The sequence below is a fragment of the Aquirufa nivalisilvae genome (assembly GCF_004307455.1).
In the GTDB taxonomy this organism is placed as follows: Bacteria; Bacteroidota; Bacteroidia; order Cytophagales; family Spirosomataceae; genus Aquirufa; species Aquirufa nivalisilvae.
In genome coordinates, this window is the sequence record NZ_SEWX01000005.1 from 351942 (window position 1) to 376626 (window position 24685).

The window sequence follows — 24685 nt, forward strand, 5'->3', positions numbered from 1 at the left end:
ATCTTTGTGTTTTGTTTTTAAGACTATGCAAGCAGATTTTAACCGCCTACAAAATTTTGTGGCCTCGGTTTTCGAATCCATTGGTACTCCAGAAATTCAAGCCCAATTGGCCGCTGAGGTTTTAGTATCTGCGGATGCGCGTGGGATCGATTCACATGGAGTTGCTAGATTAGCGGGTTATGTTCGATTATTCGATCATGGACGCTTGAATCCGAATCCACAGATTAAGATTGTTCATGAATCACCTTCTACAGCTGTGATCGATGGAGATAAGGGTTTAGGTTTAGTGGTTGCACCATACGCCATGGAAATAGCGTGCGAGAAAGCAGAAAAAGCAGGTACAGGTTGGATTGCAGTTCGAAATTCAAATCACTTTGGTATTGCCGGATATCATGCCATGAAAGCGCTAAATCATCAAATGATTGGCTGGGCTATGACTCATGCGGCTCCATTGGTTACTCCCACCTTTTCACGGGAAAAATTATTAGGAACGAATCCAGTTGCCATGGCAATTCCGGCATTGACCGAACCTGCATTTGTGGCAGATTTTGCTTCCACAGCAGTAGCTTATGGTAAATTAGAAATATTACAAAGAAAAGGTCTAAATACACCCGATGGCTGGGTACAAGATGCTGAAGGAAATCCTTGCAATGATGCCTTTGCCATTAAAAACGGAGGAGCATTGCTTCCATTAGGTGGAGATCGAGAACATGGATCACATAAAGGATATGCTTTAGGTGCTATGGTCGATATTCTATCGGGCGTATTGTCTGGTGCTAATTTTGGCCCTTGGGTACCACCATTCGCCACAGCAGGGTTTATGTCGGCTGGAGAATCTGTTGGAATTGGAACAGGTCATTTTCTTGGTGCTATGCGGATTGACGCTTTTAGGCCTGCTGATGAGTTTAAAAAAGATATGGATAAGTGGATTCAACGGTTTCGTTCTGCACAAGCTGTGGAAGGAAAGCAAGTTATTATCCCTGGTGACCCAGAAAGAGAATTAGAAGTGGAGCGTAAAGCAAATGGAATACCATTATTGGAACCTGTTGTAAGAGATCTAGAAACTCTTGCCAATCGATTTAATGTACCTTTTATTTTAGCCTAACATGATAGATAACAAGAAATTCAAGATTTTCATATTGCTGTTTTCGCTATTGGCGGCCATGTTTTCATATTACGTTTGGCAGGTTTTCAAGACACCAAATTTTGATGTTAAAGCTGATAAGCCATTTGTTTTATTGATTCCTAAAGGTGCAAGTTTTCAAACGGTTTTAGATACCCTAGACAAGCATAAATTAGTTAGAGATCAATTGAGCTTTCGCTTTCTAGCTAAGATCTTGTCTTATCCAGAAAGAGTAAAGGCTGGAAGGTATTTAATTTATTCCGAGTCAGGTAACTTTGAAGTAATCAGGAAGCTAAGAAATGGTCGACAAGACGCCATTCGTTTGGTAATCAATACCTTTCGATTAAAAGAGGATTTAGCGGGGAAATTGGCTAAACAATTACCATTTGATTCGACATTTATTTACAAACAATTAGATTCCAACGAGTATGTAAGTCAATTTGGATTCAACAAGGAAACCATTCCTTGTATGTTTATTCCGAATACCTATGAAATACTTTGGACTTCTTCTTTTGAATCATTCATGTCAAAAATGAACAAAGAGTATACTAAGTTTTGGACCTCTGAAAGAAAAGAAAAGGCTAAAAAATTAGCTTTAAATCCTACCGAAGTTGGAATTTTGGCCTCCATTGTAGAAGGCGAAAGTAAAAAGTCAGATGAGCAATCTCGGATTGCTGGGGTTTATTGGAATCGATTAAAAACAGGTATGCCATTGCAAGCTGATCCAACGATTGTTTTTGCATGGAAAGATTTCACCATTAAACGAGTTACTGGAAAGTATACTGCCATTAGTTCTCCGTATAATACTTACAAATTAACAGGACTACCTCCGGGACCAATCTCTATTCCTTCACCTCAGGTTATTGATAAGGTGTTAAGTTTAGAAAGACATTCCTATTTGTATTTTTGTGCCAAAGAAGATTTTTCAGGATACCATTCCTTTGCCACTAGCTATGAGGAACATATGCAAAATGCAAGAAGGTATCAAAGTGCTTTAAATGCTTTGAAAATTAAATAGATATGTATAGCTACGCAGTAAATTATCGAGTTTGTTATGCCGATACGGATCAAATGGGATATGTTTACTATGGTAACTATGCTCGTTTATTTGAAATTGCTCGAGTAGAGACTTTACGTAGCTTAGGTGTCAGCTATAAGGATCTGGAAGACCAACGAATCGGTTTGCCAGTATATGAGAACTATTCCAAATTTTTAGCTCCCGCTTATTATGATGAGTTATTGACAATTGAGTGCACATTATTGTCATTACCTCAGGTACGCATTCAATTTTCTTATCGAATATTGAATAGTAAGCAGGAATTAATCCATGAAGGGAAAACTACGCTTGTCTTTATGGATATGAAACGACAAAAAATGGTGAAGGCTCCCGATTATTTATTGGAAGTTTTGAAGCCATATTTTTAATATGAAAAAAAGTATACTCCGTGAACTTAAAATAATTTGGAAGGAACTAGAGGAACACTATGTCTTAGCTAGAATTTTGACTATTCTATATCAAAAGGTTTTTCAATTTGATATCGATGTACGTGCAGCAGCAGTAGCTTACAATTTTACATTAGCCTTTTTCCCGGCCATTATTTTTCTCTTTTCATTATTAGCCTATTTGCCCATTGAACATTTAGATGTTAAGATGATTGGGTTTTTAAAAGGATCTATTCCCAAAAGTATGCTCAAGGATTTATCCGAGCTGGTGGTAGAATTAGTTAGTAATAAAAGGGGAGGAGTTTTGTCATTTGGTTTTATTTTGGCTCTTTATGCGTCTACGAGTGGAATAATGGCATTAATTAGGTCTTTTAACTTGACCTACAAAACCAACGAAAATCGGGGTTATATTAAAGAAAGGGTGATAGCGGTCGCCTTGAACTTTCTGTTGACTTTTGTATTAATTACTGCCTTTTTGGTGTTCATTGTGGGTAATTTAATTGTTCATAGTTTGGCAAATAAAGGTTTAATAAATTATGACTTCACGTTTTACTTCATCAAAATACTTACCTATTTTGTTATATTTTCAGTATTCTTTTTGACGATATCCATTATCTATTTTTATGCTCCAGCTATTCATAAAAGATGGAAATTTTTCAATGCAGGTTCCATTACAGCGTCTATTTTAACGATCAGCATTACAAATATTTTCTCTTATTATTTAGTGAATTTTGCGAGTTATAATAAGGTATATGGCTCTATTGGTTCACTTATTGCCTTGATGGTTTGGCTGTATTTTTTCGCACTGATATTGCTTGTTGGATTTGAAATTAATGCGAGCATTGATCAAGTTAAAATAGAGGATAACGAACAAGAGCCTAATGATTTTTTTTACCCACCTTCTCGACTAAAAAATGGAAGCTCAATGGATTAAAATTTACGAGAAGAATAATTCACAAGCACTGATTGATCAAGTGGTGCAAGTGTTAAATAAAAATGGAGTAATTATCTATCCTACAGATACGATGTATGCCTTAGGATGTTCTATACAATCTGCTCAAGCTATTTCTCGGATTTGCGAAATCAAGCAAATTAAGCCAAATAAAAACCGTTTTTCGTTTATTTGTGCAGATTTGAGCTCTATTGCCAACTTTGCCAAAGTAAGTGATTTTGCCTTTAAAGTATTAAAAAGATATTTACCTGGTCCTTACACTTTTGTGCTTCCAGCCAGTTCCAAAGTGCCTTCCGTTTTGGTACAAGGTAAAAAAACGGTCGGTATTCGTATTCCTAATTATTTACCCATTTTAGAGATTGTCAAGGTGTTAGGACACCCCTTGTTGACGACTACTCTTCCTCAAGAAGGATTGGATGTCGAGGATTTTACAGACCCAAGTTTAATTTTTGATACCTATAAAAATAAGGTAGATTTAGTCCTTGATGGGGATTTTGGTGGATTAATCGCATCCAGTGTCATTGACCTCAGCGAAGATGAAATTGAAGTGATCAGGGAAGGAGCAGGGGATTGCTCCGATTTTCTTTAATTCCACTTAATAGATATTTGCTCTGGTTTTTTATGTTTCCAGCGGCGGTGTGACCACAAATATTGATCTGGATATTTTACAATTGATTTCTCTAATCTTCTAGCAAAACGCTCAATAATTTCTCCATTGGGTAAATTATCAAAGCTTGGTTCAGCTAATAATTCATAAGTCATGGAATAATAGCCTCTTTTTTCACGAATTAATTCAGCAAAAACCACGGGATATTGGTATTCTCGAGCAAAACGCTCCATACCAGTGAAAAATGCCGTATCCTGATTTAAAAATTGAGTCCAATACGCAGTTTCAGGTTTTTGGGGAGCTTGGTCGGCCGCTAAACAAATAGTTCTTGGAATTAATTTTCGATCTCGTGTTAAAATGACTGATTCCCTTTTTTCCATCAACACAATATTCCCAAATCGTTGTCGAACTTGTTTACTAAACTCATTGAAATTTGGATTATTTAGTTTTTGATAAACGATATCATTGGTGATTTTGGTTAGTGCTAAACGATGTATAGCCCATTCCCAGTTTCCTTGATGTCCAGCCACTAAAATGACGGGAATACCTTTATCAATATAGTTTTGAACCAAGTCATGATTATTTAATTTAACACGTTCTAAAACTTGTTTTTCCGTTAATGAAACTCCTTTAAAAAATTCCAATAAATTGTCAGTTAAATACCCATAAAATTGAAAGGCAATTTTACGAATTTCTTTTTCCGATTTTTCTGGAAAAGAGGAGGTTAAATTCCCCATAATGACCTTTTTACGATAGGAAATTACCGCATAAAATAGCCACTTTAAAGCATCTGCTAATCGATAAAGAACAAATAAGGGTAGTTGACCCAGTAACCTAAAGAAAAACATCATTTGATTTCAGAACTTATTGGCTATATTCTATTAATTTTGCAAATATCCGATTAATTTTTGGGAATGCGTATTGAGATCCACTATTTACCAAGTATAGAATATTTATCATTACTTCTTTCCCAAGAGCAAGTTCAATTCGAAGTCTACGAACATTTCCAAAAGCAAACTTACCGCAATAGAGCACTTATTTTAGGTGCTAACGGAATTGAAACCTTAACAGTTCCTATTCAACATGTCCATGCTGGAAAAATGTTGATGAAAGATGTTCGTATTGATTATGGTCAAAATTGGGTAAGGATTCATCAAGGGGCAATTCAAGCTGCTTATGGAAAAGCTCCTTATTTTGAATATTTTGAGCCATATATACGATCTATTTTTGCAAAAAAAATAATTTTTTTAGTAGATTTAAATATTGAATACATTGAATTGTTCGGTCGAATTTTAGGAAGAAAATGGAATTATTCTCTCTCAAATTCGTTTGAAATAGAAGATAAAGATGTATTTTGGAATTATATCCAAGCCAAACAAGATTGGCGGGAAAGAAACGTTTATTCAGAATTAGCTTATCCACAATGTTTCGGTAATACATTCCACCCAAACTTATCGGTGTTGGATTTGTTAATGAATCAGGGCAGAGATGCTAATTTGATTTTAAATCAATTGAACAAAAAATGAACAAATAGAACGGTGTTCTTGTTCTCGGCATAAAAATAAATTATATGGAGGCTAAGTTTTCAAATAAAGTGAAAGAAGTGATTTCTCTAGCAAGAGAAGAGGCCTTACGTTTAGGACATGATTACATTGGGACAGAGCACCTAATGCTAGGAATGATTCGTGATGGAGAAGGTCCAGGAATTGATTTATTGTTGAAGTCTGGTGTATCCTTAGATCAATTAAGGCAGAGCATTGAGCATTCAACTTCGTCAACGAGTCGTTCTTCCTTTGATAAGCAAAATATGTTGAACATACCTTTGACCAAGCAAGCGGAGAAGGTTTTGCGTCTGACTTATTTAGAAGCTAAATATTTCAAAACCAATCTAGTTGGTACAGATCATTTATTGATGGCTATTTTGCGTGATGAAGATAATGTAGCAACTCAAATTTTGGAAAAATATCAAGTTTACTACGATTTGATTAAAGAAATGGTTGAGTTCCAAAATGGGGCTGGTCAAGAAAATTCCCCTAAGGCAAGTTCTGATACCGATGATAACGATGATGATAGTCGTTTGTATTCTTCTGGTTCAGGTGGAGCGGCCGGTTCAGGTTCAGCATCTTCTGGAACTAAAAGTACAGAAAAGAGTAAGACACCTGTTTTAGATAACTTTGGTCGTGATTTAACTAAAATTGCGGAGAACGGTAAGTTAGATCCTATTGTAGGTCGTGAAAAGGAGATTGAGCGTGTAGCTCAAATCTTATCTCGTAGAAAGAAAAACAACCCCATTTTAATTGGTGAACCAGGTGTGGGTAAAACGGCTATAGCTGAAGGATTAGCGCTAAGAATCATTCAAAAGAAGGTTTCTCGTGTGTTATTTGGTAAGCGAGTTGTGACACTTGATTTGGCATCTTTAGTGGCTGGGACTAAATACCGTGGTCAGTTTGAGGAGCGTATGAAAGCGGTCATGAATGAGTTGGAAAAATCAACAGATGTCATACTGTTTATTGATGAATTGCATACCATTGTGGGTGCGGGTGGAGCTTCTGGTTCATTGGATGCTTCTAACATGTTTAAACCAGCTTTAGCGAGAGGGGATATCCAAGTTATTGGAGCTACAACTTTAGATGAATATCGCCAATACATAGAAAAGGACGGTGCTTTGGCTCGTCGTTTCCAAACAGTGATGGTCGATGCCACTACCGTTGATGAAACCATTGAGATATTACATAACATTAAGGATAAGTACGAAGAGCATCATCATGTAATTTATACGCCAGAATCTATCGTTTCTGCAGTGAAATTATCTGATCGTTATGTTTCAGATCGTTTCTTACCAGATAAAGCCATTGATGTGATGGATGAAGTGGGTGCTCGTGTACATATTTCCAATATTAATGTTCCTGCTGATATTGTAGCTTTAGAATCTCAGATAGAGGTAGTTAAGAAGGAAAAAAATCAAGTAGTTAAATCTCAGAAATATGAAGAGGCCGCTCAATTGCGTGATCGTGAAAAGAAATTGATTGATCAGTTAGAGCAAGCTAAAAATATTTGGGAAGAGGAGTCTAAAAAGCAGAAATTTACTGTAACCGAAGAGCATGTTGCTGAAGTAATTGCTCAAATGACGGGTATTCCAGTGAATCGAGTAGCTGCCAAAGAAGGAGAGAAGTTGTTGTTGATGGAGCAAGAAATGTCCAAACATGTGATTGGTCAAGGAGATGCCATTAAGAAATTAGTGAAAGCCATTCAACGAACTCGTGTAGGTTTAAAAGACCCTAAAAAGCCAATTGGATCCTTTATTTTCCTAGGTCCTACTGGAGTAGGTAAAACGGAAATGGCGAAAGTATTAGCTTCTTACTTGTTTGATAAAGAAGATGCTTTGGTACGTATAGATATGAGTGAATACATGGAGAAATTCAGTGTATCACGCTTAGTTGGAGCGCCTCCAGGATATGTGGGATATGAAGAGGGAGGTCAATTAACTGAGAAAATCCGTAGAAAACCTTATTCGGTAGTTCTTTTAGACGAAATTGAAAAAGCACATCCAGATGTTTTCAACTTGTTATTGCAAGTGTTGGACGATGGAATCTTAACGGATGGATTAGGTAGAAGAGTTGATTTTAGAAATACGATTATTATTATGACCTCCAATATTGGAGCTCGTGATTTGAAAGATTTTGGATCAGGAATTGGTTTTTCAACCAAGTCAAGAACGGATAATATTGAAGAACACGCTAAATCAACGATACAAAATGCATTGAAAAAGGCATTTGCACCTGAATTCATTAATCGTTTGGATGATATTATTGTATTTAATTCCCTTGAAAGAGCTGATTTGCATCAAATCATCGATTTAATGTTGATTAAATTGAAAACTCGTTTGAGCAATTTAGGATATACGGTAACTTTGACAGACAAAGCCAAGGATTATATTGCTGATAAGGGATATGATCCACAATATGGAGCTAGGCCTTTGAACCGTGCCATTCAAAAATACTTGGAGGATCCATTAGCTGAAGAGATTTTAAAAGGACCTTTAGCTGAAAATGAGATTATCGAAGCCGATTTTGTGGAAGGTGCAACGGAAATAGTACTAACAAGAAAAAACCAATAAAAAGATTAAATTATTTGTATGAAATTAGTTGAAAACAAGGTTGTATTAGTCACAGGAGCATCGAGAGGTATTGGTCGTGCCATTGCTACTTCATTTGCTAAATCTGGAGCTAATGTAGCTTTTACGTATTTATCTTCTGTTGAAAAAGGAGAGGCTCTTGAAAAAGAATTAGCTGCTTATGGAATTCGAGCCAAAGGCTATCGTTCGGATGCTTCTCAGTATGTAGAATCAGAAGAGTTGGTTAATTCAGTATTGGAAGATTTTGGTTCTATTGATGTATTAATCAACAACGCTGGTATTACACGCGACGGTTTATTGATGCGCATGAGCGAAGAACAGTGGGATGAAGTAATACGTGTAAATCTTAAATCTGTTTTCAATTTGACAAAAGCTGTTATCAAACCTATGATGAAAGCTAAGTCAGGTTCTATCATTAATTTGACATCCATTGTTGGAATAAAGGGTAATGCTGGTCAAGCGAATTATTCAGCTTCAAAAGCAGGTATTATAGGATTTACGAAGTCTGTAGCTTTAGAATTAGGCTCAAGAAATATTCGTTGTAATGCCATAGCACCAGGTTTTATTGAAACAGAAATGACAGGTGAATTAAATGAAGCCACAGTAGATGAGTGGACAAAGGCTATTCCATTGAAAAGAGGTGGGCAAGCAGAAGAAGTAGCTAATGTATGCTTATTTTTAGGTTCAGAATTGTCCTCTTATGTAACGGGTCAAGTATTACAAGTTGATGGGGGTCTATTAACCTAATGCATTCGATTCTCTTGAATTTATGGCTAAGCTCAGTTCCCCTTTGGGTGGGATTGAGCTTAGCTTTTTTATTGGGTCTAGCTTATTATTGGTTTCAAAATAGAAATTATTCCTTTAGCTTGTTGAGCCGGGTTCAAGCTGTTTTAAGAGGGTTGTTTTTGGTTGGGATTGCCTTATGTTTTATTCCTTGGAAGATTTCTATTGAGGAATCAAACGTACTTCCTTCTAAGGTTTTATTGATTATCGATGATTCACAATCCATGAATCAAGCTACTTATGCTGGTTTTATTCAGGATGCGAGTAAGAAAATTCAAGACATTGCAAGTAATCGAGGTGAATTGAAAATTGTAGGCTTAAACATTCCGGTGAATTCTATACAAGCAATTTCTCCGGTTGGTAAATATTCATCTTGGGGTAAAGTGCAAGAATTGATTAGAAAAGAGAGTAAGAACTTTCAATTATCCCATGTTTTTTTTGTTACAGATGGACAATTGAGCGATTTAGAAACTCCAATACACCGAGGTGCTTCTGTCTATATCGTACCTTTTGGTAAAATAGTTTCCCAACATAAAATGGGAATAAGTATTCCAACCATAACAGTTTATTCTGTCCCAGGAGAACGAATTCATATTCCGGTTTCTGTTTGGACAAATTTTAATCAAGGTGAAAAATCTCCCAAAATTGAAGTTTTATTGGATGGCAAATTATATCAAACATTAAAAGCATCAGGAGGCTCATGGAAAGATTTTCAACTAGTTGACTTAGAATTAAGTAAGTCTGTTGTTGGGAAGCATACGGTACAAATTCAAATTGAAAATGATCCATCACTACCTCAAGGATTTACTTGGGTAATACAAGATTTTCATGCCAAAGTAGAAGGTTTTGCTACATCTCCTAATCCCAATTTAGGAGTAATTAATCGTGTTGCTCAAGAAGCTAAAATCAACATTCATTGGAATTTTGTCCCATCAATTTCAACTTTACCTAGTGCAGATAATTATCTTTTTTATGGAATCTTACCAAAAGAATTGCCCAAAGATAAGTCGGCTTGGTACTTAAATATCCCTACAGAATTGAAGAAGGATTGGCCAACATTTGAAGAATTTGGAAATGTAGGTTTACATTTTCCTAGTTTATGGAAGAAGCAATCTGATATTAGAACAAGTCTATGGTGTTCTAATGTGGCACTTTGGAGAGAACAGATGGCAGAAGTGAAAAGCACGGGGTCTTATGAAATCTTGGATTCTACTTTGCACGAAATGTTAAAAATTAGTTTTTTGAGACAAGCAGATGATCTATTTTCTATTGAATTAAGTAAGCCACAGATTAAGCTAGGTGAGGATTTGTTTTTTGAAGTTAGGCAGTTAAATCCTGAATTAAAGGATAAGCAAAAAATCGACGTTCAATTTAAAATTGTTTCAACAAATTCAACTGTTCAGTTCAAACGGACTTTATCTCAAGCTCACCAAATAGTCAATTTTCAGCCATCTAAGAAAGGTAAATATCAATACCAGGCAAAATTGGTTTATCAAGGTAAGGAATTGGAATTCAGTGGGGCGTTTACTGTTTTGGATGATAATCCAGAAAAAATAATGGGTAGAAACAATGCCAATTTTCAAGTTTTAAGTCATCGGGAAAGAGTGAAGATTTTGGAATCTTCTGAGATAAAAAACCTCGCTTTAAATAATATAGAAGATACAAAGAGAGTTAGTATCAAAGAAATTAACCTTTGGGAGTGGCCTTATTTTGGTTTATTGATGTTAGTACTAGTAGGATTGGAATGGATTATTCGCAAAAGATTAAATCAAATATGAGGTATTTTTTAGTTTTAATGGTTTGTTTTTTGGGCTTCTCTTGTCGTAAGGATGTCGTTTTACCTTCCAAATCTGCCGTTTATCAGGAGAATTTTACCCCGCTAAAACCAGCTTTTACGCAGGTCGATTTTGAATTTTCTTATGACACTTTGCAGAAATGGATGCAATGGCAACCTGGAAAGACCTTATTTAAAACTGGTTCTGATGCATCTGTCGTGGGCTTTCCTTTACAAGTGAATTTGTTGAATCGGGCTAAAATCCAAGGAAACAATGATCAATCGCTCAGCTTAAAATTGCCAATTAGTTTTACTGCAGAGCCTAGTTTAGCTGGTTTTTCGGCGGGCAAGGTGAATGGACAAATGGATTTAACTGTGCAAGCTGATGTCCTTTCAAAGCCAATTAGTTCTCTTTCTGTTCAGAAAATTCAATATTCTTACCAATGGAAAGAAAAGCCTAGTTTACGCGTGGCTGGCTTTGGTGTGAATGTTTCATCTGTCATTGATCGTCTATTAGCTAGTAAGCAGGAGCAGTTGATCAGTCAAATATCATCTCAGATTAATCAATCACTTCAAGTGGCTAACTTGGAAAAAATGCTAAATAATGCCATACATAGTATGCCAGTAGCGGATTTTGTATTACTTCCATCCGTTAATCAAATAGCCTTAGATAAAGTCGTTTTTGGGACTACTAGTATGCGTGGATCGGTATATGTAAATTCTTCTTTGGTATTTACGAATGTGTTTGACAATCGAGTATTACAAAAGAATGCTATTAAATTGATTTCTAATGTACCTTCCGTAGCAGAATCTGGAGCTCCATTTTCAGTTCAATTAAGTTGGGAATATTTGAGAGCTTTGGTAGAAACACAAATGAGAAAAGGGGCTAAGCAACCTAATTTAATATTGACCTTACAAACGTTGGATTCTAGATGGATCCATTGTAGTATTTTGGGTTACAAAGGAAAGGCGAGTTCATTTAGTTTTGATTTTATTCCTGTTTTATTGGAAGACAATAAATTAAGTATTCGTTTGGTATCGAAAGAGTTATCTGGATTGAGTTTTCCTTCTAGTCTATTTAAGAAACAAGTTGTTAGGAGATTAGAGAAGAATTTAAATCAATTTACTATAGATCCCATGTTGTTTATTGATCGCTCCAAGTGGATGAATAGTGGGATGATTGATTCTGATGTGCTAATTCGTTTGGATAGTTTGCAATGGAATAAGGAAGTCTTGAATGTTCAGGGTAAAATTCAGGGTAAATGGTTGATAAGGAAATAAATACTACCTTTGCGCTAGAGAAAATAAATCGTCTTATCGCTTTTTTAAAGAGGAAAGTCCGAACAACATAGAGCATCGTGCTTCCTAACGGGAAGGGAGATTATTTATAATCTCACAGATAGTGCCGCAGAAAATAACCGCCTTTCGGGGTAAGGGTGAAAAGGCGAGGTAAGAGCTCACCGCTATTTTGGTGACAAAATAGGCATAGGTAAACCTCACGCGTTGCAAGATCAAATAGGCTGGCTGTCGAAAGACAAAAGGGTTGCTCGTCCGATGTCAGCGGGTAGATTGCTAGAGGTGAACAGTGATGTTCATCCAAGATAAATGATAAGAAGGCTTTACAGCTTACAGAATTCGGCTTATAGATTTATTTTCTCTATTTCTTTTACTTGGAAATTCTCTCCAAAATTGTTAATTTCGCAAACATTTTTATAAACTCGAGGGACGAGATCCCTCATAACCCAACAAATAATGGCTGTTAAAATCAGACTAGCGCGTCGTGGACGCAAGAAATTGGCAATTTTTGACTTAGTTGTAGCAGATGCTCGTGCACCTCGCGACGGTCGTTTTATTGAGAAAATTGGTACGTATAACCCAAATTCAAATCCTGCTACTATCGTCTTGAACGATGCACAAGCACTTAAATGGGTGATGAATGGAGCTCAACCTACGGATACAGCAAAAGCAATTTTGTCTTACCGTGGTATTTTATACAAGAAACACTTACAAGTAGGTGTGATCAAAGGTGCTATTACACAAGAGCAAGCAGACGCTAAGTTTGAAGCTTGGAAAGCTGAAAAAGAGACTAAGATTCAAACTAAGTCTACTAACATCCAAGATTCTAAAGATAAGTCTAAAGCTACTCGTTTAGCAGCTGAAGCGAAAGTTTCTGCGGCTCGTGCTGAAGTTATTGCAGCGAAAAACAAAGTAGAAGAAGAAGCTTTAGTAGCTAGTGTAGTAGAAGCTATCAATGAAAGTGATGATGATGCAGCTGAAGAAGTAGAAGAAACTGTTGTAGCTGAAGTAGCTGCAGAAGAAGCTCCTGCTGCTGAGGAAGCACCAGCAACAGAAGAAGCTGCACCAGAAGCAGAAGCTCCTGCTGCAGAATAATTTTTAAATTCATTTAAAATCATACAAATTTGATCTTCAGATTTGTATGATTTTTTTTTGTACCTATGGCAGTAACAGAATATTTTGAATTAGGGATGCTTTCTAAACCTCATGGTATCAAGGGGGCTTTCCATGTTTATTTGGATGTAGATGATCCGGAAGAATATGAGGATTTAGATGCTGTATTCTTACAATTAGGTAATGAAATGGTTCCTTATTTTATTACTGATTTACAAATTAGATCTAACCTGAATTTACTGAGTTTAGAAGGTATTGAAACCTTGGATGCTGCCAAAGAATTGGTGGGAGTCAAGCTCTTTTTACCCGTATCGATGTTACCCAAATTAAAAGATAATCAATTTTATTATCACGAAATAGTTGGATATCAGGTAATAGATAAACATCATGGTCCATTAGGTACAGTAAAAGAAGTATACTCTACTGGAGCGCAAGATGTATTGGTTATGAATTATCAATCTAAGGAAGTGTTAATTCCTTTGATGGATGCTATTATACCCAAAGTTGATAAGAAGAATCAAGTGATTCACAGTGTTTTACCAGATGGACTTTTAGAAGTATATTTAGATGATGCGAATTGATATCATTTCGGTGGTTCCTGCCTTGATGCAAAGTTTTTTTGAACATTCCATCTGCAAAAGAGCTAGTCAAGCAGGCTTGGTATCTATACATTTGCACGATTTGCATGATTATTCTTCCAAGAAATTTAGGCAAGTAGATGATTATCCGTTTGGTGGAGGTGCAGGAATGGTAATCGCTGTAGAACCTCTTTCTACTTGTTTGGATCATTTAATGGCGGAAAGAACCTATCAGGATATTATTTTTCTTACTCCGGATGGACAAACATTCCAACAAGGTTTAGCTAATCAGTTGAGCTTGTCGGAAAACCTATTATTTATTTGTGGGCATTACAAGGGAATCGACGAGAGGATACGAGAGAAATACGTTACTCGAGAAATATCGATTGGCGACTATGTGTTATCTGGAGGAGAAATTGCGGCAGCTGTATGTGCGGATGCCATTATTCGACTGATACCTGGAGCCATCGGTGATGAGAGTTCAGCCTTAACAGATTCGTTTCAAGATGGATTATTAGCTCCACCAGTATATACTCGACCCGCAAGTTTCAAAGGGATGGACGTACCAGAGGTATTACTTTCAGGCCATGAAAAGAAAATTGAAGCTTGGAGACATGAACAGTCAATAAAGCGTACACAAGATCGTAGACCAGATTTATTACAATAGCATGTTAAAAAAAGGTTCAATGAGTTTACCTAATCTAATTGCATTAGGTTTACTCTATCTAATTTGGGGTTCCACATTTTTAAGCGTACGAATATTAGTGGCATATTTTCCTCCCTTGTTTATTTCTTATGGTAGGAATATGACAGCTGGATTATTGTTATTAAGCTGGTCTATATTAGGGGGCTATTGGGTAAAGATGCCATTAAAACATTTGCGTGTCCACATCATGGCAGGTATGCTATTTATTACGGTCAATAATGCATCTTTAGCTGTGGCCAGTGCGATAGTTCCATCTGGTTTTTCAGCGGTTTTTATGGCTTTAGGCCCTTTGATTTTAGTGATATTTTTTTGGCTGGAAGGAGTGAAGCCCAGTTTTAAAAAAATAGTAGCTACACTGCTAGGCTTAGTGGGTATTTTATTAATGAGTTCTCAAAAAGGATTATCTATTCCAGGTAAAGCAGATGAATTTTTCACTGGTATTTTACTATTATTAGGTGCGGTGATAGCCTGGAATATTGCTGTATTTCGAGTTCAATCAACCAAAGCAAACACTTATCATTTTACCCAAGTTTGTGCCATTCAAATGATTTCAGGTAGTATTCCTCTGATTTTTATTAGTTCAATGAAAGGAGATTTAGCTTTATTGCATTTTGATGCAGTTCCCATGTCAGCGTGGTCCGTATTTGCCTATTTAACATTAATTGGTTCTATGGCTGGTTTTTCTTTATTTGGGTATTTGTCGAAAGAATGTGACGCAACTTTAGTGGCCACTTATACGTATGTTAATCCAGTGGTGGCTTTAATTTTAGGGAATTTAGTTTTGGATGAAGAGTTACATCCTATTTTATTATTTGCTAGTTTTTTCATACTATTGGCAGTCGTTTTAATTACTACCGATAAAACTAAACCTGTTATTAAGTCATGAAAAAAATTGTATTGACTCTTTTATCTATTGTAAACCTATCTTTTTGTCTAATGGCTCAAGGTCCCCAAGCTCTGTATCCTGGAGCAGTTCCCAATTACATTGATGGTCCAAATGAACAAAACGTAGCAGTAACGAATGGTATATCGCGCATTGCTAAGGTTACGATTCCTACTTACCAATTTTATTCTGCTGGATCAGGAGCCAATAAACCCTGTGTGATTGTTTGTCCTGGAGGAGGTTATGGAATATTAGCTTCTTCTCACGAAGGTTCAGATATAGCTAAGAAATTCAACGAAAAGGGTATTCATGCTCTGGTCTTATTTTATCGTTTGCCAGATGCTAAAAGACAAGTAGATAAACGAATCGCTCCATTACAAGATGCCCAACAAGCCATTCGTATCACTCGTCAACATGCCTCAGAATGGGGAATTGACCCTAAGAAAATTGGAATCATGGGTTTTTCTGCTGGTGGGCATTTAGCATCAAGTGCTGCAACTCATTTTACGAAAGATTATACCGGAATCAATGATGGAGCCAATTTACGTCCAGATTTTCAAATTCTATTATATCCAGTTATTAGCTTTAGATCCTTCGGGCATCAAGGTTCAGCTAAAAATTTAATTGGCCCAGAGATGTCGGCAGAAGATTTACACTTGTTCTCAAATGAGGAACAAGTTACTTCTCAAACACCTCCAGCATTTTTAGTACATGCAGCTGACGATAAAGCGGTACCCGTCAAAAATTCTTTATTGTATGTAGAGAAATTAAGCGATCTTAATATATCTAGTGATTTGCATGTTTATGCCAAAGGTGGACATGGTTTTGGACTTAACAACAAAACAACCAGCGATGATTGGTTCGAAAGTTTAGTGAAATGGTTTAAAACTCAGTCTTTACTTTGATTTCTTTTCATTAAATAATAAAAAGGCACTCCTGATATCACGAGACCTAATCCGATTGTTGAGGAGAGTGTTTTAACATATAATAAATTAGCTGCTATGGCTACTAGGATTATTAAGTAAACAGCAAATAATACTTTGTTGGTATTACTTAATAATCCTTTTGAAATCTTTTCCTTGTATAGCGACATCACTGTTAGGAAGTAGAATAATAATATAGCAAATACCGTAAAGTCCAATAAGGTACCATACCCTCCAGAAAAGCAAAGAAGAATAGCCCATATTCCTTGTATAATCAAGGAGTATGATGGAGCACCATTTTTGTTCAAATAAGCAGCTTTTGAAAAGAATAATTTATCCTGAGCCATCGCTTCGAATAGTCGGCCACCAGCTAATATAATTCCATTATTACAGCCGAATGTAGATATCATGATAAATATGGCCATTAAAGTAGCGCCAATGGTCCCAAATACACTCTGTAATGCAGCGGACCCCAATCGGTCTTGGCTGGCAAACATGATGCCACGTTCATAGGCTGTTGCGCCTGAAGGATTCCCATCCAATGGGAGTATGCCAAGATAAGCGATATTGGTTAAAATATATAATAAACAAACCAAGGCAGAACCATAAACAAGTCCTTTTGCAATGGTTTTTTTAGGATCTTCAAAGTCTTGGCTGGCAAAAGTGACGTTATTCCAGGCGGAAGATGAAAATAGTGGGCCAATCATAGCCACTCCGAATAAACTGCCTAATGTAAGAGTATCAATGGAAAGGAATTGATTTGTGACGGTATCATATGTTTTAACTTCTCTAAAAAATTGATCAAAATGTATCCAATCATTTTGTATCCCAACATAAAATCCGATTAAGATGAGTACAATGATGGCGCCAATTTTGGTAAATGTGAACAGGTTTTGAATGAATGAAGCAAAGGAAATACCTTTTAAATTGAAGTAAGTCAGCAATGCAATTAATCCAGCGGCTAGAATTTGTTGACTATTAATGTAATTAAATAAGATGGCATCTTCATTGACAAAACTGGGAAATAAAAAGCCTGTATACTTGGCAAATGCAACAGCTACTGCGGCTATGGTTCCTGTTTGGATAACAAGAAAGGTTGTCCATCCAAATAAAAATCCAGTCATGGGAGAGTAGGCCTCTTTTAAATAGATATACTGTCCACCAGTTTGAGGGAAAAGAGTCGAAAGTTTACCATAAGCATATGCTCCTGTAATCGTCAGAAAACTCGTTAGTATCCAGGTTCCCAGCCACATATACGGGCTAGAGATTTGTCGAGCAACTTCAGAACTTACTAAAAATATACCTGATCCAATCATAGATCCCATGACAAGCATAGAGGCATCTAGGGTATTTAATTTTTTAATTTGTTGATTCATATTATTTGGAAAACTTAAAAATAGTCAATTTTTAGTTTTTGGTATTTTTTTTGGTAGAAATATTAATTAGTTCATTTTTTGACTGACTTTTTCTCTTTTTTTTCATGGCCAAAAATTGTAAACGTTTACGTAAACGTTTACGGAAAAAAATTAAAGATTTTCCTTGAATTATTATAATTGGTATATCTATATTGGTTTCACTCAAGGGTGAAAATGAAGGTGAAATTCACTCGCTACTTTTAAAAGTTCAATTAATCAGTATACCAATGAAACAAAGCATTAATGAGGTGGAAGTTTGGGATCAATTCAGAAATGGAAACCATCAGGCCTTTACTAGTCTTTATCAGCATTTTGTTCAGCCCTTATATTCCTATTCGATGGGGATTACAAGTGATAAGGAATTAATCAAAGATTGCCTACATGATTTGTTTGTGGAGCTATGGCGTAATCATGCCAACTTGGGTCCAACCACAAGTGTCAAATTCTATTTGATGGCATCCATTAAAAGAAAATTGGTTCGTCATTTGGATGGACAATTGAAGAGCGCTCAGCATCATGCTAATTACTATTTAGATTCAGTAGATCGTGATTACAGCCAAGAGTATATGATGATCCGTATGGAGGAAGAAATTGCTACGAATAAACAATTGTCACAATGTTTATTAAAACTAAGTAAAAGACAAAGGGAAGCTATTTCATTGAAATTCTATCATAATATGGATACTGATCAAATTAGCCAATCCATGAAAATTAATCCACAATCGGTATACAATCTAATATTTGGGGCTTTACGTCAAATGAAGGAAAACATTGTGTATGATCATGTAGCTTTTTGAGGTAAAATGAGTAAAAAGGAGAGTACATCTACTTTATATAGTAATTGTACAAAAAATCCTTTAAATGTTACATCAAAATGAAAATCCAAGAAAAACATTAAGTCGCCAAATGCGGCAACGCATTTCTCAATTTTTATTAAAGTTTTCTATGGGTAACTGGAACCAACCTAGAAAATTCACAAACCCTAAGGACCAGCTAACTCCTGATGAGAGCAAGGCATTATGGAGTAGAATTCAAAACACTTTGCATTCTTAATTAACTTATTATTTCAAACAAATGAGAAAACAATTACTTTCAAAATTCCTGTTTAGCATGTTATTTGTTTTGATGGGAATTCAATTGATGGCTCAAGACCGTACGATTACGGGACGAGTAACGGCCTCTGATGATGGTTCTCCTATCCCAGGTGCTAGTGTTTCTGTGAAAGGTACATCACGTGGTACTACTACGGATGGAAATGGTAACTATCGTTTACCAGTTGCTGGTGCTTCTTCTGTTTTGGTATTTTCTTCAGTAGGATTTAATTCCCAAGAAGTAAATGTTGGTTCTAAAGGTCAGATCAATGTGACTTTGTCGACTGATACTAAAGCATTATCTGAGGTAGTGGTCGTTGGTTATGGTACTCAAAAGAAGAGTCAAACAACAGGTGCTATTTCATCTGTAACTTCTAAGCAAATCACCGAAATGCCGATTACTAACTTAGGTCAAGCGATGCAAGGTCGTGTAGCTGGGGTTGACGTGGCTCAGTCGGGTTCTAAACCTGGTACTGTTCCTAAGGTATTGATTCGTGGCCGTCGTTCATTTAATGCAGGTAATGATCCATTATATGTAGTGGACGGTATCCCATTATCTGGTGGTTATGAAGATATGAATCCAAACGATGTAGCCTCTATGGAAATCTTAAAAGATGCTACCGCAACTGCGATTTATGGTGCTAGAGGAGCAAATGGTGTGGTTTTGATTACGACAAAACGTGGTTCGCAAAATGGAAAAACAGTTATTTCATATGATTCTTATGTGGGAGTAACTCAAACATTGGATAAGATTAACTTGTTTACTGGCGCTGAATACGCTGAAATGAAGCGTGAATCTCGTCGTACTATTGGTACTTATAAAGATGCTAATGGCGTACTTGTTCCTACAGGTGTTGTTGATGCTTATGCTGATTCTAAACTATTTGAAGCTGTAGAATTAGAAGGTATTGCTCAAGGAAGAACGACAAACTATCAAGATATGATGGTAAAGAAGGGTTTTCAACAAAATCACTCATTAGGGATTCAAGGTGGTACAGAAAAAACACAGTTTAGTTTAAATGCTGGTTATTTTCAAGATAAAGGTATTATTGAAGGCTTAGATTTTACCCGTTATTCATTGCGTGTCAATGTGGATCACAAAATTACTGATAAGTTTAAAGTAGGTGTTTCCTCTTATTTCATGTATGGTGTAACGAATGGTGCAAATAGAAATCCGTATGGAGATTTACTACCTCAAAACCCATTGGCAAAGGCATATGATGATAGTGGAAATTTAATTTTTGCTCAAACTACAGATGCCTTATTAACTAACCCAATGGCGGAAATTGTTCCTGGTGCTCAAGTGGATGAGACCAAGAAATACCGTATTTTCAACAGTATATATGCTGAGTATAATATTGCAAAAGGTTTGAAATACCGTTTCAACTTCGGTCCAGACTTTACAATTACTCGTGCTGGTCGTTTTGTAGGTGCTATGACAAATGCTAATAAAGGTGGTAATCCAACAGCAAGTACAGATAATCGCTTTGGATTCAACTATACATTGGAGAATATCTTGACTTATGATAAGAAATTGGGTCAGAATCATAACTTGAATGTTACTTTATTACACTCGATTCAACGTGATAATTTTGAGCGTTATACACAAAGTGTGATGGGTGTTCCAGTTGAAACTCAACAATTCTACAATGTAGGTAATGCTTCACAAGTATTAGGAGTAGGTTCTGATTTAGTTCAATGGACGATTAATTCGTACATGGCTCGTATTAACTATGACTATAAAGGAAAATACTTAGTAACAGCTACGGTTCGTCGTGACGGTTCATCTCGTTTTGGTGAGAATACTAAATATGGTAATTTCCCAGGTTTAGCTTTAGGTTGGAATCTACATCAAGAAGATTTCATGAAAGATTTAACATGGATCGACGAGTTAAAATTACGTGCTAGTGTAGCGAGTGTAGGTAACCAAGGTTTATCTCCATATCAAACTCAAGGATTGATGGCAAGAACTGCTTATGCTTGGGATAACAATGCTGCTTATGGATATCGCCCTAATACTATTGGTAACCCAGATTTGAAATGGGAAACGTCAACTTCTAAAAACATCGGTTTTGATTTTAGCATCTTACGTGGACGTGTAGCTGGTTCGGTAGAATACTATCAAACTAACACGACAGACCTATTATTGTCAGATCAATTACCAACATCTACAGGTTTTGCGGCAGTAACTCGTAACGTAGGTGAGACTCAAAATAAGGGTATTGAAATTTCATTATCAACGGTTAACGTAGATTCTCCTAGTGGTTTTAAATGGACTACCGATTTTACTTTCTACAAAAACTCAGAGGCTATTTTGTCATTGTACAATGGAGCTAAAGATGACGTAGGTAACCGTTGGTTTATTGGACATCCATTGAACTCATACTATGATTATCAGTATGCAGGTATCTGGCAAACAGCTGAAGCAGATAAAGCAAAAGCAATGGGCTTTACTGTAGGTCAAATTAAAGTGGCAGATACCAATAATGATGGAAAAATCACAGCAGATGACCGTGTTATTTTAGGTTCTGACGTTCCTGATTATACAGGAGGTATTACTAACCGTTTCTCATTCAAAGGCTTTGATTTATCATTCTTTGTATTCACACGTCAAGGTCAAATGATTGTAAGTAGATTCCACCAAAATTCTAACTACTTACAAGGACGTTACAACCAAATTAAAGTGGATTATTGGACTCCAAACAATCCAAATGCTTACTATCCTCGTCCTAACTTTAACCAAGAGTTCCCAGCTTATAATACAGCTATCATGTATTTTGATGGTTCATTTATTAAAGTTAGAAACATCAACATAGGTTATACTTTCCCTGCTAAGACAGCTCAAAAATTGGGATTGCAGTCACTTAGATTGTATGCTAGTATCCAACAACCATTCATTTTCTCTAAATATAGATCTAAAGAGAATGGTGTGGATCCAGAATCAGCTGACGGTAACGTTAATAACAACGTAACTCCAGCTACTTCAGTAACAACTGTTGGTTTGAACATTAAATTTTAATTCCTAGAATAATGAAAAACACACATATAAAAACTTCATTAAAGACCCTAGGCTTAATTTCCATTTTGACCTTAAGCCAAACATCTTGTAGTGATTTATTAAAAGAGAATGTAATCTCTAATATTAGTAATGATTACATCGCAACAACTGCAGGTTACAATGCAGCAGCGAATGCAGCTTATACCACTTTACGTAGTTTTTACGGTACAGAAAGAGGTATCTCTATGTCGGAATATGGAACTGATATTTACAGTGCTGGTGCCGACGGATCATATAAAGGTTTTCACTTTTATGATTCTCAATTAGTTGGTTCGGTAGATATTTTGTCTCAATTATGGGATGAAACTTACAAGGGTATTAATGCTTGTAACGCTGTGATTGAAAGATCTTCTGCAGTAACAGGTATTTCTGATGCAGTTAAGAAACAAAGAGTAGGAGAGATGCAATATTTGCGCGCTCACTATTACTTCATCTTAGTTCAACAGTTTGGACCTTTGGATTTGCGCTTGAAAGAAACGTTAGGACCAACAAAAACGGCAACTCGTACTCCTGAAGCAGATGTTTATAAGCAAATTGTAAGCGATTTATTAGCGGCAATTCCAGTATTGGAAAGTAAAGCTGCTGCATCAGATTATGGTCGTGCTACTAAAGCTGCGGCAGAGAATTTGTTAGCTAAAGTATACTTGACTCGTGCTTCTTCTAAGTTTGCTGAAGCCTCTGATTATGCTAATGCTGCGACTCTATGTAATAATGTGATTAACAATTATGGCTTTAAATTATTGCCAGATTTTGCTAGTGTATTTTTACAGGGTTCAGGTGAGAAAAACTCAGAAGTGATTTTTTCTGTTCAATATACGTCTGATCCATTAACCAATGGTGTATCAGCTGATCAGGGAAACAAGCTTCACTTGTATTTCGGTATGCAATATGATGTTCAAGCTGGTATGGTTCGCGATATTTTTTACGGACGTCCATTTAAGCGTTTGAAACCAACTCCATATTTATTGGAAAAAGTATTTGCTGATCGTGTGAATGATTCACGTTATAAGAAGACTTTCAGAGATACTTGGTTATCAAACTCACCAGGTACTTATTCCAACTTGTTTGATGGATCTAAGAAATCTTTAACATTTAAAGCGAATGACACTACTATTTATATCCCAGGATATGAAATGCCATTAGCAGAACGTGCTAAGAAACCATACCAAGTATTAACTCCAAGTATGTACAATTATGCCTTGTTCCCAACTTTACAGAAGTTCTTTGATCCACTTCGTCCGGATAGAACTTATGAAAATGGTAGCCGCGATTACATTGTACACCGTTTAGCAGATACCTATTTGATGCTATCAGAAGCTAATTTGAAATTAGGAAAAGTTGCTGAAGCAACTAATGCAATCAATATGGTACGTGTACGTGCTGCTTGGCCAGGAAAAGAAAGTGCTATGACAGTGGCTCAAGATCAAGTAAACATGGATTTAATCATGGAAGAAAGAGCGAGAGAATTGGCCGGTGAGCAAACTCGTTGGATGGATTTAAAACGTTGGAATAATTTAGTTGCTCGTGTTAAACAATATAACACTGATGCAGCTAATGGTGTAGCTGATAGACATTTAGTACGCCCAATTCCACAAAAACAAGTCGATCTATCTGAAAATGGTGGATTCCCTCAAAATCCAGGCTATTAATGTCAAATTGATTTTGTTATTTTGTAAAATTCCGAGGAGTAATTCTCGGAATTTTACTTTAAACTTATTTTTATGAAAAAATTATTTTTAATCTTATCTGCTTGCATCGCTTTTCAAGTAAATGCTCAAAACCAATCAGTTAGCTTCAAAAAAAATGATGCTGAAAAGAAAATTGACGTATTAGTTGGGGGTAAATATTTTACTTCTTACTTTTTTCCAGGTGAAGCCATCTTAAAAAAGGCCGTTCTTTATCCAATTTTAAGTGCTAAAGGAAGTACTATTACACGTGGTTATCCAGTAGCTATTCGCCCAGGCGAACGTACAGACCACCCTCACCATGTAGGGATGTGGTTAAACTATGAAGATGTTAATGGATTTGACTACTGGAATAATTCTAACAATATCTCCGATGGCATGAAGAGCCATAAATTTGGAACGATTGTTCATGAGCAGGTATTGAACATGAAATCAGGTAAAGAAAAAGGAGAATTGGGTGTTTCAGCAACCTGGATTGATAGTGATGGAAAAGGAGCGAAGGTATTGGCAGAAAAGACAACTTATGTATTCTCAGGAACATCGGATATTCGTGTGATTGATCGAATTACCACCTTAACTGCTTTAGCAGAATCAGTTCTTTTTAAAGATGTTAAAGATGGAATGTTTGCTATACGTGTAGCTCGTCAATTAGAAATTCCGTCGAATAAACCGGATATCTTTACGGATGCTCATGGTGTTGAAACGAAAGTTCCTGTGTTAGATAATACAGGTGTTAGTGGAGATTATGAAAGTAGTGAAGGTATTACTGGCGAGAAAGTTTGGAGCACACGTGCTAAATGGATGAATTTGAAAGGTGTATTGGATAATCATCCTATCAATATTGCTATTTTAGATCACCCTTCCAATGTTAGTTATCCAAGTTATTGGCATGCTAGAGGTTATGGTTTATTTGCAGTTAATCCACTAGGTGCTAAAGTGTTTAGTAATGGCAAGGATGAGCGTAATTTAACTTTGAAAAAAGGTGAATCCGTAACATTTAGATACAGAACCGTTATCGCAGATAAGCAATTAACAAAAGATGTTTTAGATAAAATGCAGGCTGATTTTGCTAAGCAAGTGAAATAGGCATTTCTATTTCACGAAAAAGCTGTATTTTTGT

General features: G+C 36.2%; 21 protein-coding genes and 1 other RNA gene. 20 read left to right on the top strand and 2 right to left on the bottom strand.

Going from position 1 to position 24685, the window contains the following annotated elements:
- Window positions 1–25: 25 nt before the first annotated feature.
- Genes EWU22_RS08365 through EWU22_RS08385 form a run of 5 tightly spaced genes read left to right on the top strand, consistent with a single transcriptional unit; the run spans window position 26 to window position 4107 of the window.
- Window positions 26–1105 carry an Ldh family oxidoreductase gene (locus EWU22_RS08365; protein WP_130925180.1) on the top strand — a complete coding sequence of 360 codons (1080 nt, stop codon included), beginning with the start codon at window positions 26–28 and terminating at the stop codon, window positions 1103–1105.
- Between the two features lies 1 nt (window position 1106).
- Window positions 1107–2141, top strand: coding sequence for an endolytic transglycosylase MltG (gene mltG, locus EWU22_RS08370; RefSeq protein ID WP_130925181.1), 1035 nt, complete (start codon window positions 1107–1109; stop codon window positions 2139–2141).
- A gap of 2 nt (window positions 2142–2143) precedes the next feature.
- The gene (locus tag EWU22_RS08375; RefSeq protein WP_130925182.1) at window positions 2144–2548 is read left to right on the top strand and encodes an acyl-CoA thioesterase; all 405 of its coding nucleotides are present in this window, start codon (window positions 2144–2146) and stop codon (window positions 2546–2548) included.
- A gap of 1 nt (window position 2549) precedes the next feature.
- Complete coding sequence (locus EWU22_RS08380) at window positions 2550–3500, top strand: YihY/virulence factor BrkB family protein (RefSeq protein WP_109322884.1); 951 nt, start codon at window positions 2550–2552, stop codon at window positions 3498–3500.
- Window positions 3481–4107, top strand: coding sequence for an L-threonylcarbamoyladenylate synthase (locus EWU22_RS08385; RefSeq protein ID WP_109322885.1), 627 nt, complete (start codon window positions 3481–3483; stop codon window positions 4105–4107). Before EWU22_RS08380 ends, EWU22_RS08385 begins: the two co-directional genes overlap by 20 nt.
- Here EWU22_RS08385 and EWU22_RS08390 read toward each other — a convergent pair.
- Window positions 4104–4976: a lysophospholipid acyltransferase family protein gene (locus EWU22_RS08390; protein WP_130925183.1), complete on the bottom strand. Its 873-nt coding sequence runs from the start codon at window positions 4974–4976 to the stop codon at window positions 4104–4106. The genes EWU22_RS08385 and EWU22_RS08390 overlap by 4 nt on opposite strands.
- Before the next feature lie 63 nt (window positions 4977–5039).
- Between EWU22_RS08390 and EWU22_RS08395 the strand changes: the two genes are divergently transcribed.
- The 11 genes from EWU22_RS08395 (at window position 5040) to EWU22_RS08445 (ending at window position 16298) form a co-directional block, all read left to right on the top strand.
- Window positions 5040–5651 (top strand): WbqC family protein, encoded by a 612-nt coding sequence (locus tag EWU22_RS08395; RefSeq protein ID WP_130925184.1) that lies wholly within the window; start codon window positions 5040–5042, stop codon window positions 5649–5651.
- 44 nt (window positions 5652–5695) lie between these two features.
- The gene (locus EWU22_RS08400; protein ID WP_130925185.1) at window positions 5696–8242 is read left to right on the top strand and encodes an ATP-dependent Clp protease ATP-binding subunit; all 2547 of its coding nucleotides are present in this window, start codon (window positions 5696–5698) and stop codon (window positions 8240–8242) included.
- Window positions 8243–8260: 18 nt separating this feature from the next.
- Window positions 8261–9007, top strand: coding sequence for a 3-oxoacyl-[acyl-carrier-protein] reductase (gene fabG, locus EWU22_RS08405; RefSeq protein WP_109322889.1), 747 nt, complete (start codon window positions 8261–8263; stop codon window positions 9005–9007).
- Complete coding sequence (locus EWU22_RS08410) at window positions 9007–10821, top strand: hypothetical protein (RefSeq protein WP_130925186.1); 1815 nt, start codon at window positions 9007–9009, stop codon at window positions 10819–10821. The genes fabG and EWU22_RS08410 overlap by 1 nt, the downstream gene beginning before the upstream one ends.
- Entirely contained in the window at window positions 10818–12098 is a 1281-nt protein-coding gene (locus EWU22_RS08415; protein ID WP_161566817.1) for a DUF4403 family protein, read from the top strand. The genes EWU22_RS08410 and EWU22_RS08415 overlap by 4 nt, the downstream gene beginning before the upstream one ends.
- 20 nt (window positions 12099–12118) lie before the next feature.
- Window positions 12119–12476, top strand: an RNA gene (gene rnpB / locus EWU22_RS08420) — RNase P RNA component class A.
- 93 nt (window positions 12477–12569) lie between these two features.
- A complete protein-coding gene (locus EWU22_RS08425; protein ID WP_130925188.1) occupies window positions 12570–13208 on the top strand; it encodes a 30S ribosomal protein S16 in 639 nt (212 codons plus the stop codon).
- 65 nt (window positions 13209–13273) lie between these two features.
- The gene (gene rimM, locus EWU22_RS08430; RefSeq protein ID WP_130925189.1) at window positions 13274–13807 is read left to right on the top strand and encodes a ribosome maturation factor RimM; all 534 of its coding nucleotides are present in this window, start codon (window positions 13274–13276) and stop codon (window positions 13805–13807) included.
- Entirely contained in the window at window positions 13797–14471 is a 675-nt protein-coding gene (trmD, locus tag EWU22_RS08435) for a tRNA (guanosine(37)-N1)-methyltransferase TrmD (protein ID WP_109322894.1), read from the top strand. The genes rimM and trmD overlap by 11 nt, the downstream gene beginning before the upstream one ends.
- Before the next feature lies 1 nt (window position 14472).
- Window positions 14473–15396, top strand: a complete 924-nt coding sequence (locus EWU22_RS08440; protein WP_109322895.1) for an EamA family transporter — start codon at window positions 14473–14475, stop codon at window positions 15394–15396.
- A 50-nt stretch (window positions 15397–15446) separates the two neighbouring features.
- Window positions 15447–16298 carry an alpha/beta hydrolase gene (locus EWU22_RS08445; protein ID WP_231962831.1) on the top strand — a complete coding sequence of 284 codons (852 nt, stop codon included), beginning with the start codon at window positions 15447–15449 and terminating at the stop codon, window positions 16296–16298.
- Here the strand turns inward: EWU22_RS08445 and EWU22_RS08450 are convergent.
- Entirely contained in the window at window positions 16283–17692 is a 1410-nt protein-coding gene (locus EWU22_RS08450) for an APC family permease (RefSeq protein ID WP_130925191.1), read from the bottom strand. The two genes, EWU22_RS08445 and EWU22_RS08450, sit on opposite strands and share 16 nt — an antisense overlap.
- 266 nt (window positions 17693–17958) lie before the next feature.
- Between EWU22_RS08450 and EWU22_RS08455 the strand changes: the two genes are divergently transcribed.
- The 4 genes from EWU22_RS08455 to EWU22_RS08470 all read left to right on the top strand — a co-directional run bounded on the left by EWU22_RS08455 (window position 17959) and on the right by EWU22_RS08470 (window position 24651).
- A complete protein-coding gene (locus EWU22_RS08455; protein ID WP_130925192.1) occupies window positions 17959–18528 on the top strand; it encodes an RNA polymerase sigma factor in 570 nt (189 codons plus the stop codon).
- A gap of 313 nt (window positions 18529–18841) precedes the next feature.
- The gene (locus EWU22_RS08460) at window positions 18842–21841 is read left to right on the top strand and encodes a SusC/RagA family TonB-linked outer membrane protein (protein ID WP_231962833.1); all 3000 of its coding nucleotides are present in this window, start codon (window positions 18842–18844) and stop codon (window positions 21839–21841) included.
- Between the two features lie 11 nt (window positions 21842–21852).
- Window positions 21853–23529 carry a RagB/SusD family nutrient uptake outer membrane protein gene (locus EWU22_RS08465; RefSeq protein ID WP_130925194.1) on the top strand — a complete coding sequence of 559 codons (1677 nt, stop codon included), beginning with the start codon at window positions 21853–21855 and terminating at the stop codon, window positions 23527–23529.
- Between the two features lie 72 nt (window positions 23530–23601).
- The gene (locus EWU22_RS08470; RefSeq protein WP_130925195.1) at window positions 23602–24651 is read left to right on the top strand and encodes a DUF6807 domain-containing protein; all 1050 of its coding nucleotides are present in this window, start codon (window positions 23602–23604) and stop codon (window positions 24649–24651) included.
- Window positions 24652–24685 lie beyond the last annotated feature (34 nt).

What these genes read in the sequence shown, in the direction of transcription:
- EWU22_RS08365 (WP_130925180.1), top strand. Translation starts at nt 26, where the DNA reads ATGCAAGCAGATTTTAACCGCCTACAAAATTTTGTGGCCTCGGTTTTC.
- mltG (WP_130925181.1), top strand. Translation starts at nt 1,107, where the DNA reads ATGATAGATAACAAGAAATTCAAGATTTTCATATTGCTGTTTTCGCTA.
- EWU22_RS08375 (WP_130925182.1), top strand. Translation starts at nt 2,144, where the DNA reads ATGTATAGCTACGCAGTAAATTATCGAGTTTGTTATGCCGATACGGAT.
- EWU22_RS08380 (WP_109322884.1), top strand. Translation starts at nt 2,550, where the DNA reads ATGAAAAAAAGTATACTCCGTGAACTTAAAATAATTTGGAAGGAACTA.
- EWU22_RS08385 (WP_109322885.1), top strand. Translation starts at nt 3,481, where the DNA reads ATGGAAGCTCAATGGATTAAAATTTACGAGAAGAATAATTCACAAGCA.
- EWU22_RS08390 (WP_130925183.1), bottom strand. Translation starts at nt 4,976, where the DNA reads ATGATGTTTTTCTTTAGGTTACTGGGTCAACTACCCTTATTTGTTCTT.
- EWU22_RS08395 (WP_130925184.1), top strand. Translation starts at nt 5,040, where the DNA reads ATGCGTATTGAGATCCACTATTTACCAAGTATAGAATATTTATCATTA.
- EWU22_RS08400 (WP_130925185.1), top strand. Translation starts at nt 5,696, where the DNA reads ATGGAGGCTAAGTTTTCAAATAAAGTGAAAGAAGTGATTTCTCTAGCA.
- fabG (WP_109322889.1), top strand. Translation starts at nt 8,261, where the DNA reads ATGAAATTAGTTGAAAACAAGGTTGTATTAGTCACAGGAGCATCGAGA.
- EWU22_RS08410 (WP_130925186.1), top strand. Translation starts at nt 9,007, where the DNA reads ATGCATTCGATTCTCTTGAATTTATGGCTAAGCTCAGTTCCCCTTTGG.
- EWU22_RS08415 (WP_161566817.1), top strand. Translation starts at nt 10,818, where the DNA reads ATGAGGTATTTTTTAGTTTTAATGGTTTGTTTTTTGGGCTTCTCTTGT.
- EWU22_RS08425 (WP_130925188.1), top strand. Translation starts at nt 12,570, where the DNA reads ATGGCTGTTAAAATCAGACTAGCGCGTCGTGGACGCAAGAAATTGGCA.
- rimM (WP_130925189.1), top strand. Translation starts at nt 13,274, where the DNA reads ATGGCAGTAACAGAATATTTTGAATTAGGGATGCTTTCTAAACCTCAT.
- trmD (WP_109322894.1), top strand. Translation starts at nt 13,797, where the DNA reads ATGCGAATTGATATCATTTCGGTGGTTCCTGCCTTGATGCAAAGTTTT.
- EWU22_RS08440 (WP_109322895.1), top strand. Translation starts at nt 14,473, where the DNA reads ATGTTAAAAAAAGGTTCAATGAGTTTACCTAATCTAATTGCATTAGGT.
- EWU22_RS08445 (WP_231962831.1), top strand. Translation starts at nt 15,447, where the DNA reads ATGGCTCAAGGTCCCCAAGCTCTGTATCCTGGAGCAGTTCCCAATTAC.
- EWU22_RS08450 (WP_130925191.1), bottom strand. Translation starts at nt 17,692, where the DNA reads ATGAATCAACAAATTAAAAAATTAAATACCCTAGATGCCTCTATGCTT.
- EWU22_RS08455 (WP_130925192.1), top strand. Translation starts at nt 17,959, where the DNA reads ATGAAACAAAGCATTAATGAGGTGGAAGTTTGGGATCAATTCAGAAAT.
- EWU22_RS08460 (WP_231962833.1), top strand. Translation starts at nt 18,842, where the DNA reads ATGTTATTTGTTTTGATGGGAATTCAATTGATGGCTCAAGACCGTACG.
- EWU22_RS08465 (WP_130925194.1), top strand. Translation starts at nt 21,853, where the DNA reads ATGAAAAACACACATATAAAAACTTCATTAAAGACCCTAGGCTTAATT.
- EWU22_RS08470 (WP_130925195.1), top strand. Translation starts at nt 23,602, where the DNA reads ATGAAAAAATTATTTTTAATCTTATCTGCTTGCATCGCTTTTCAAGTA.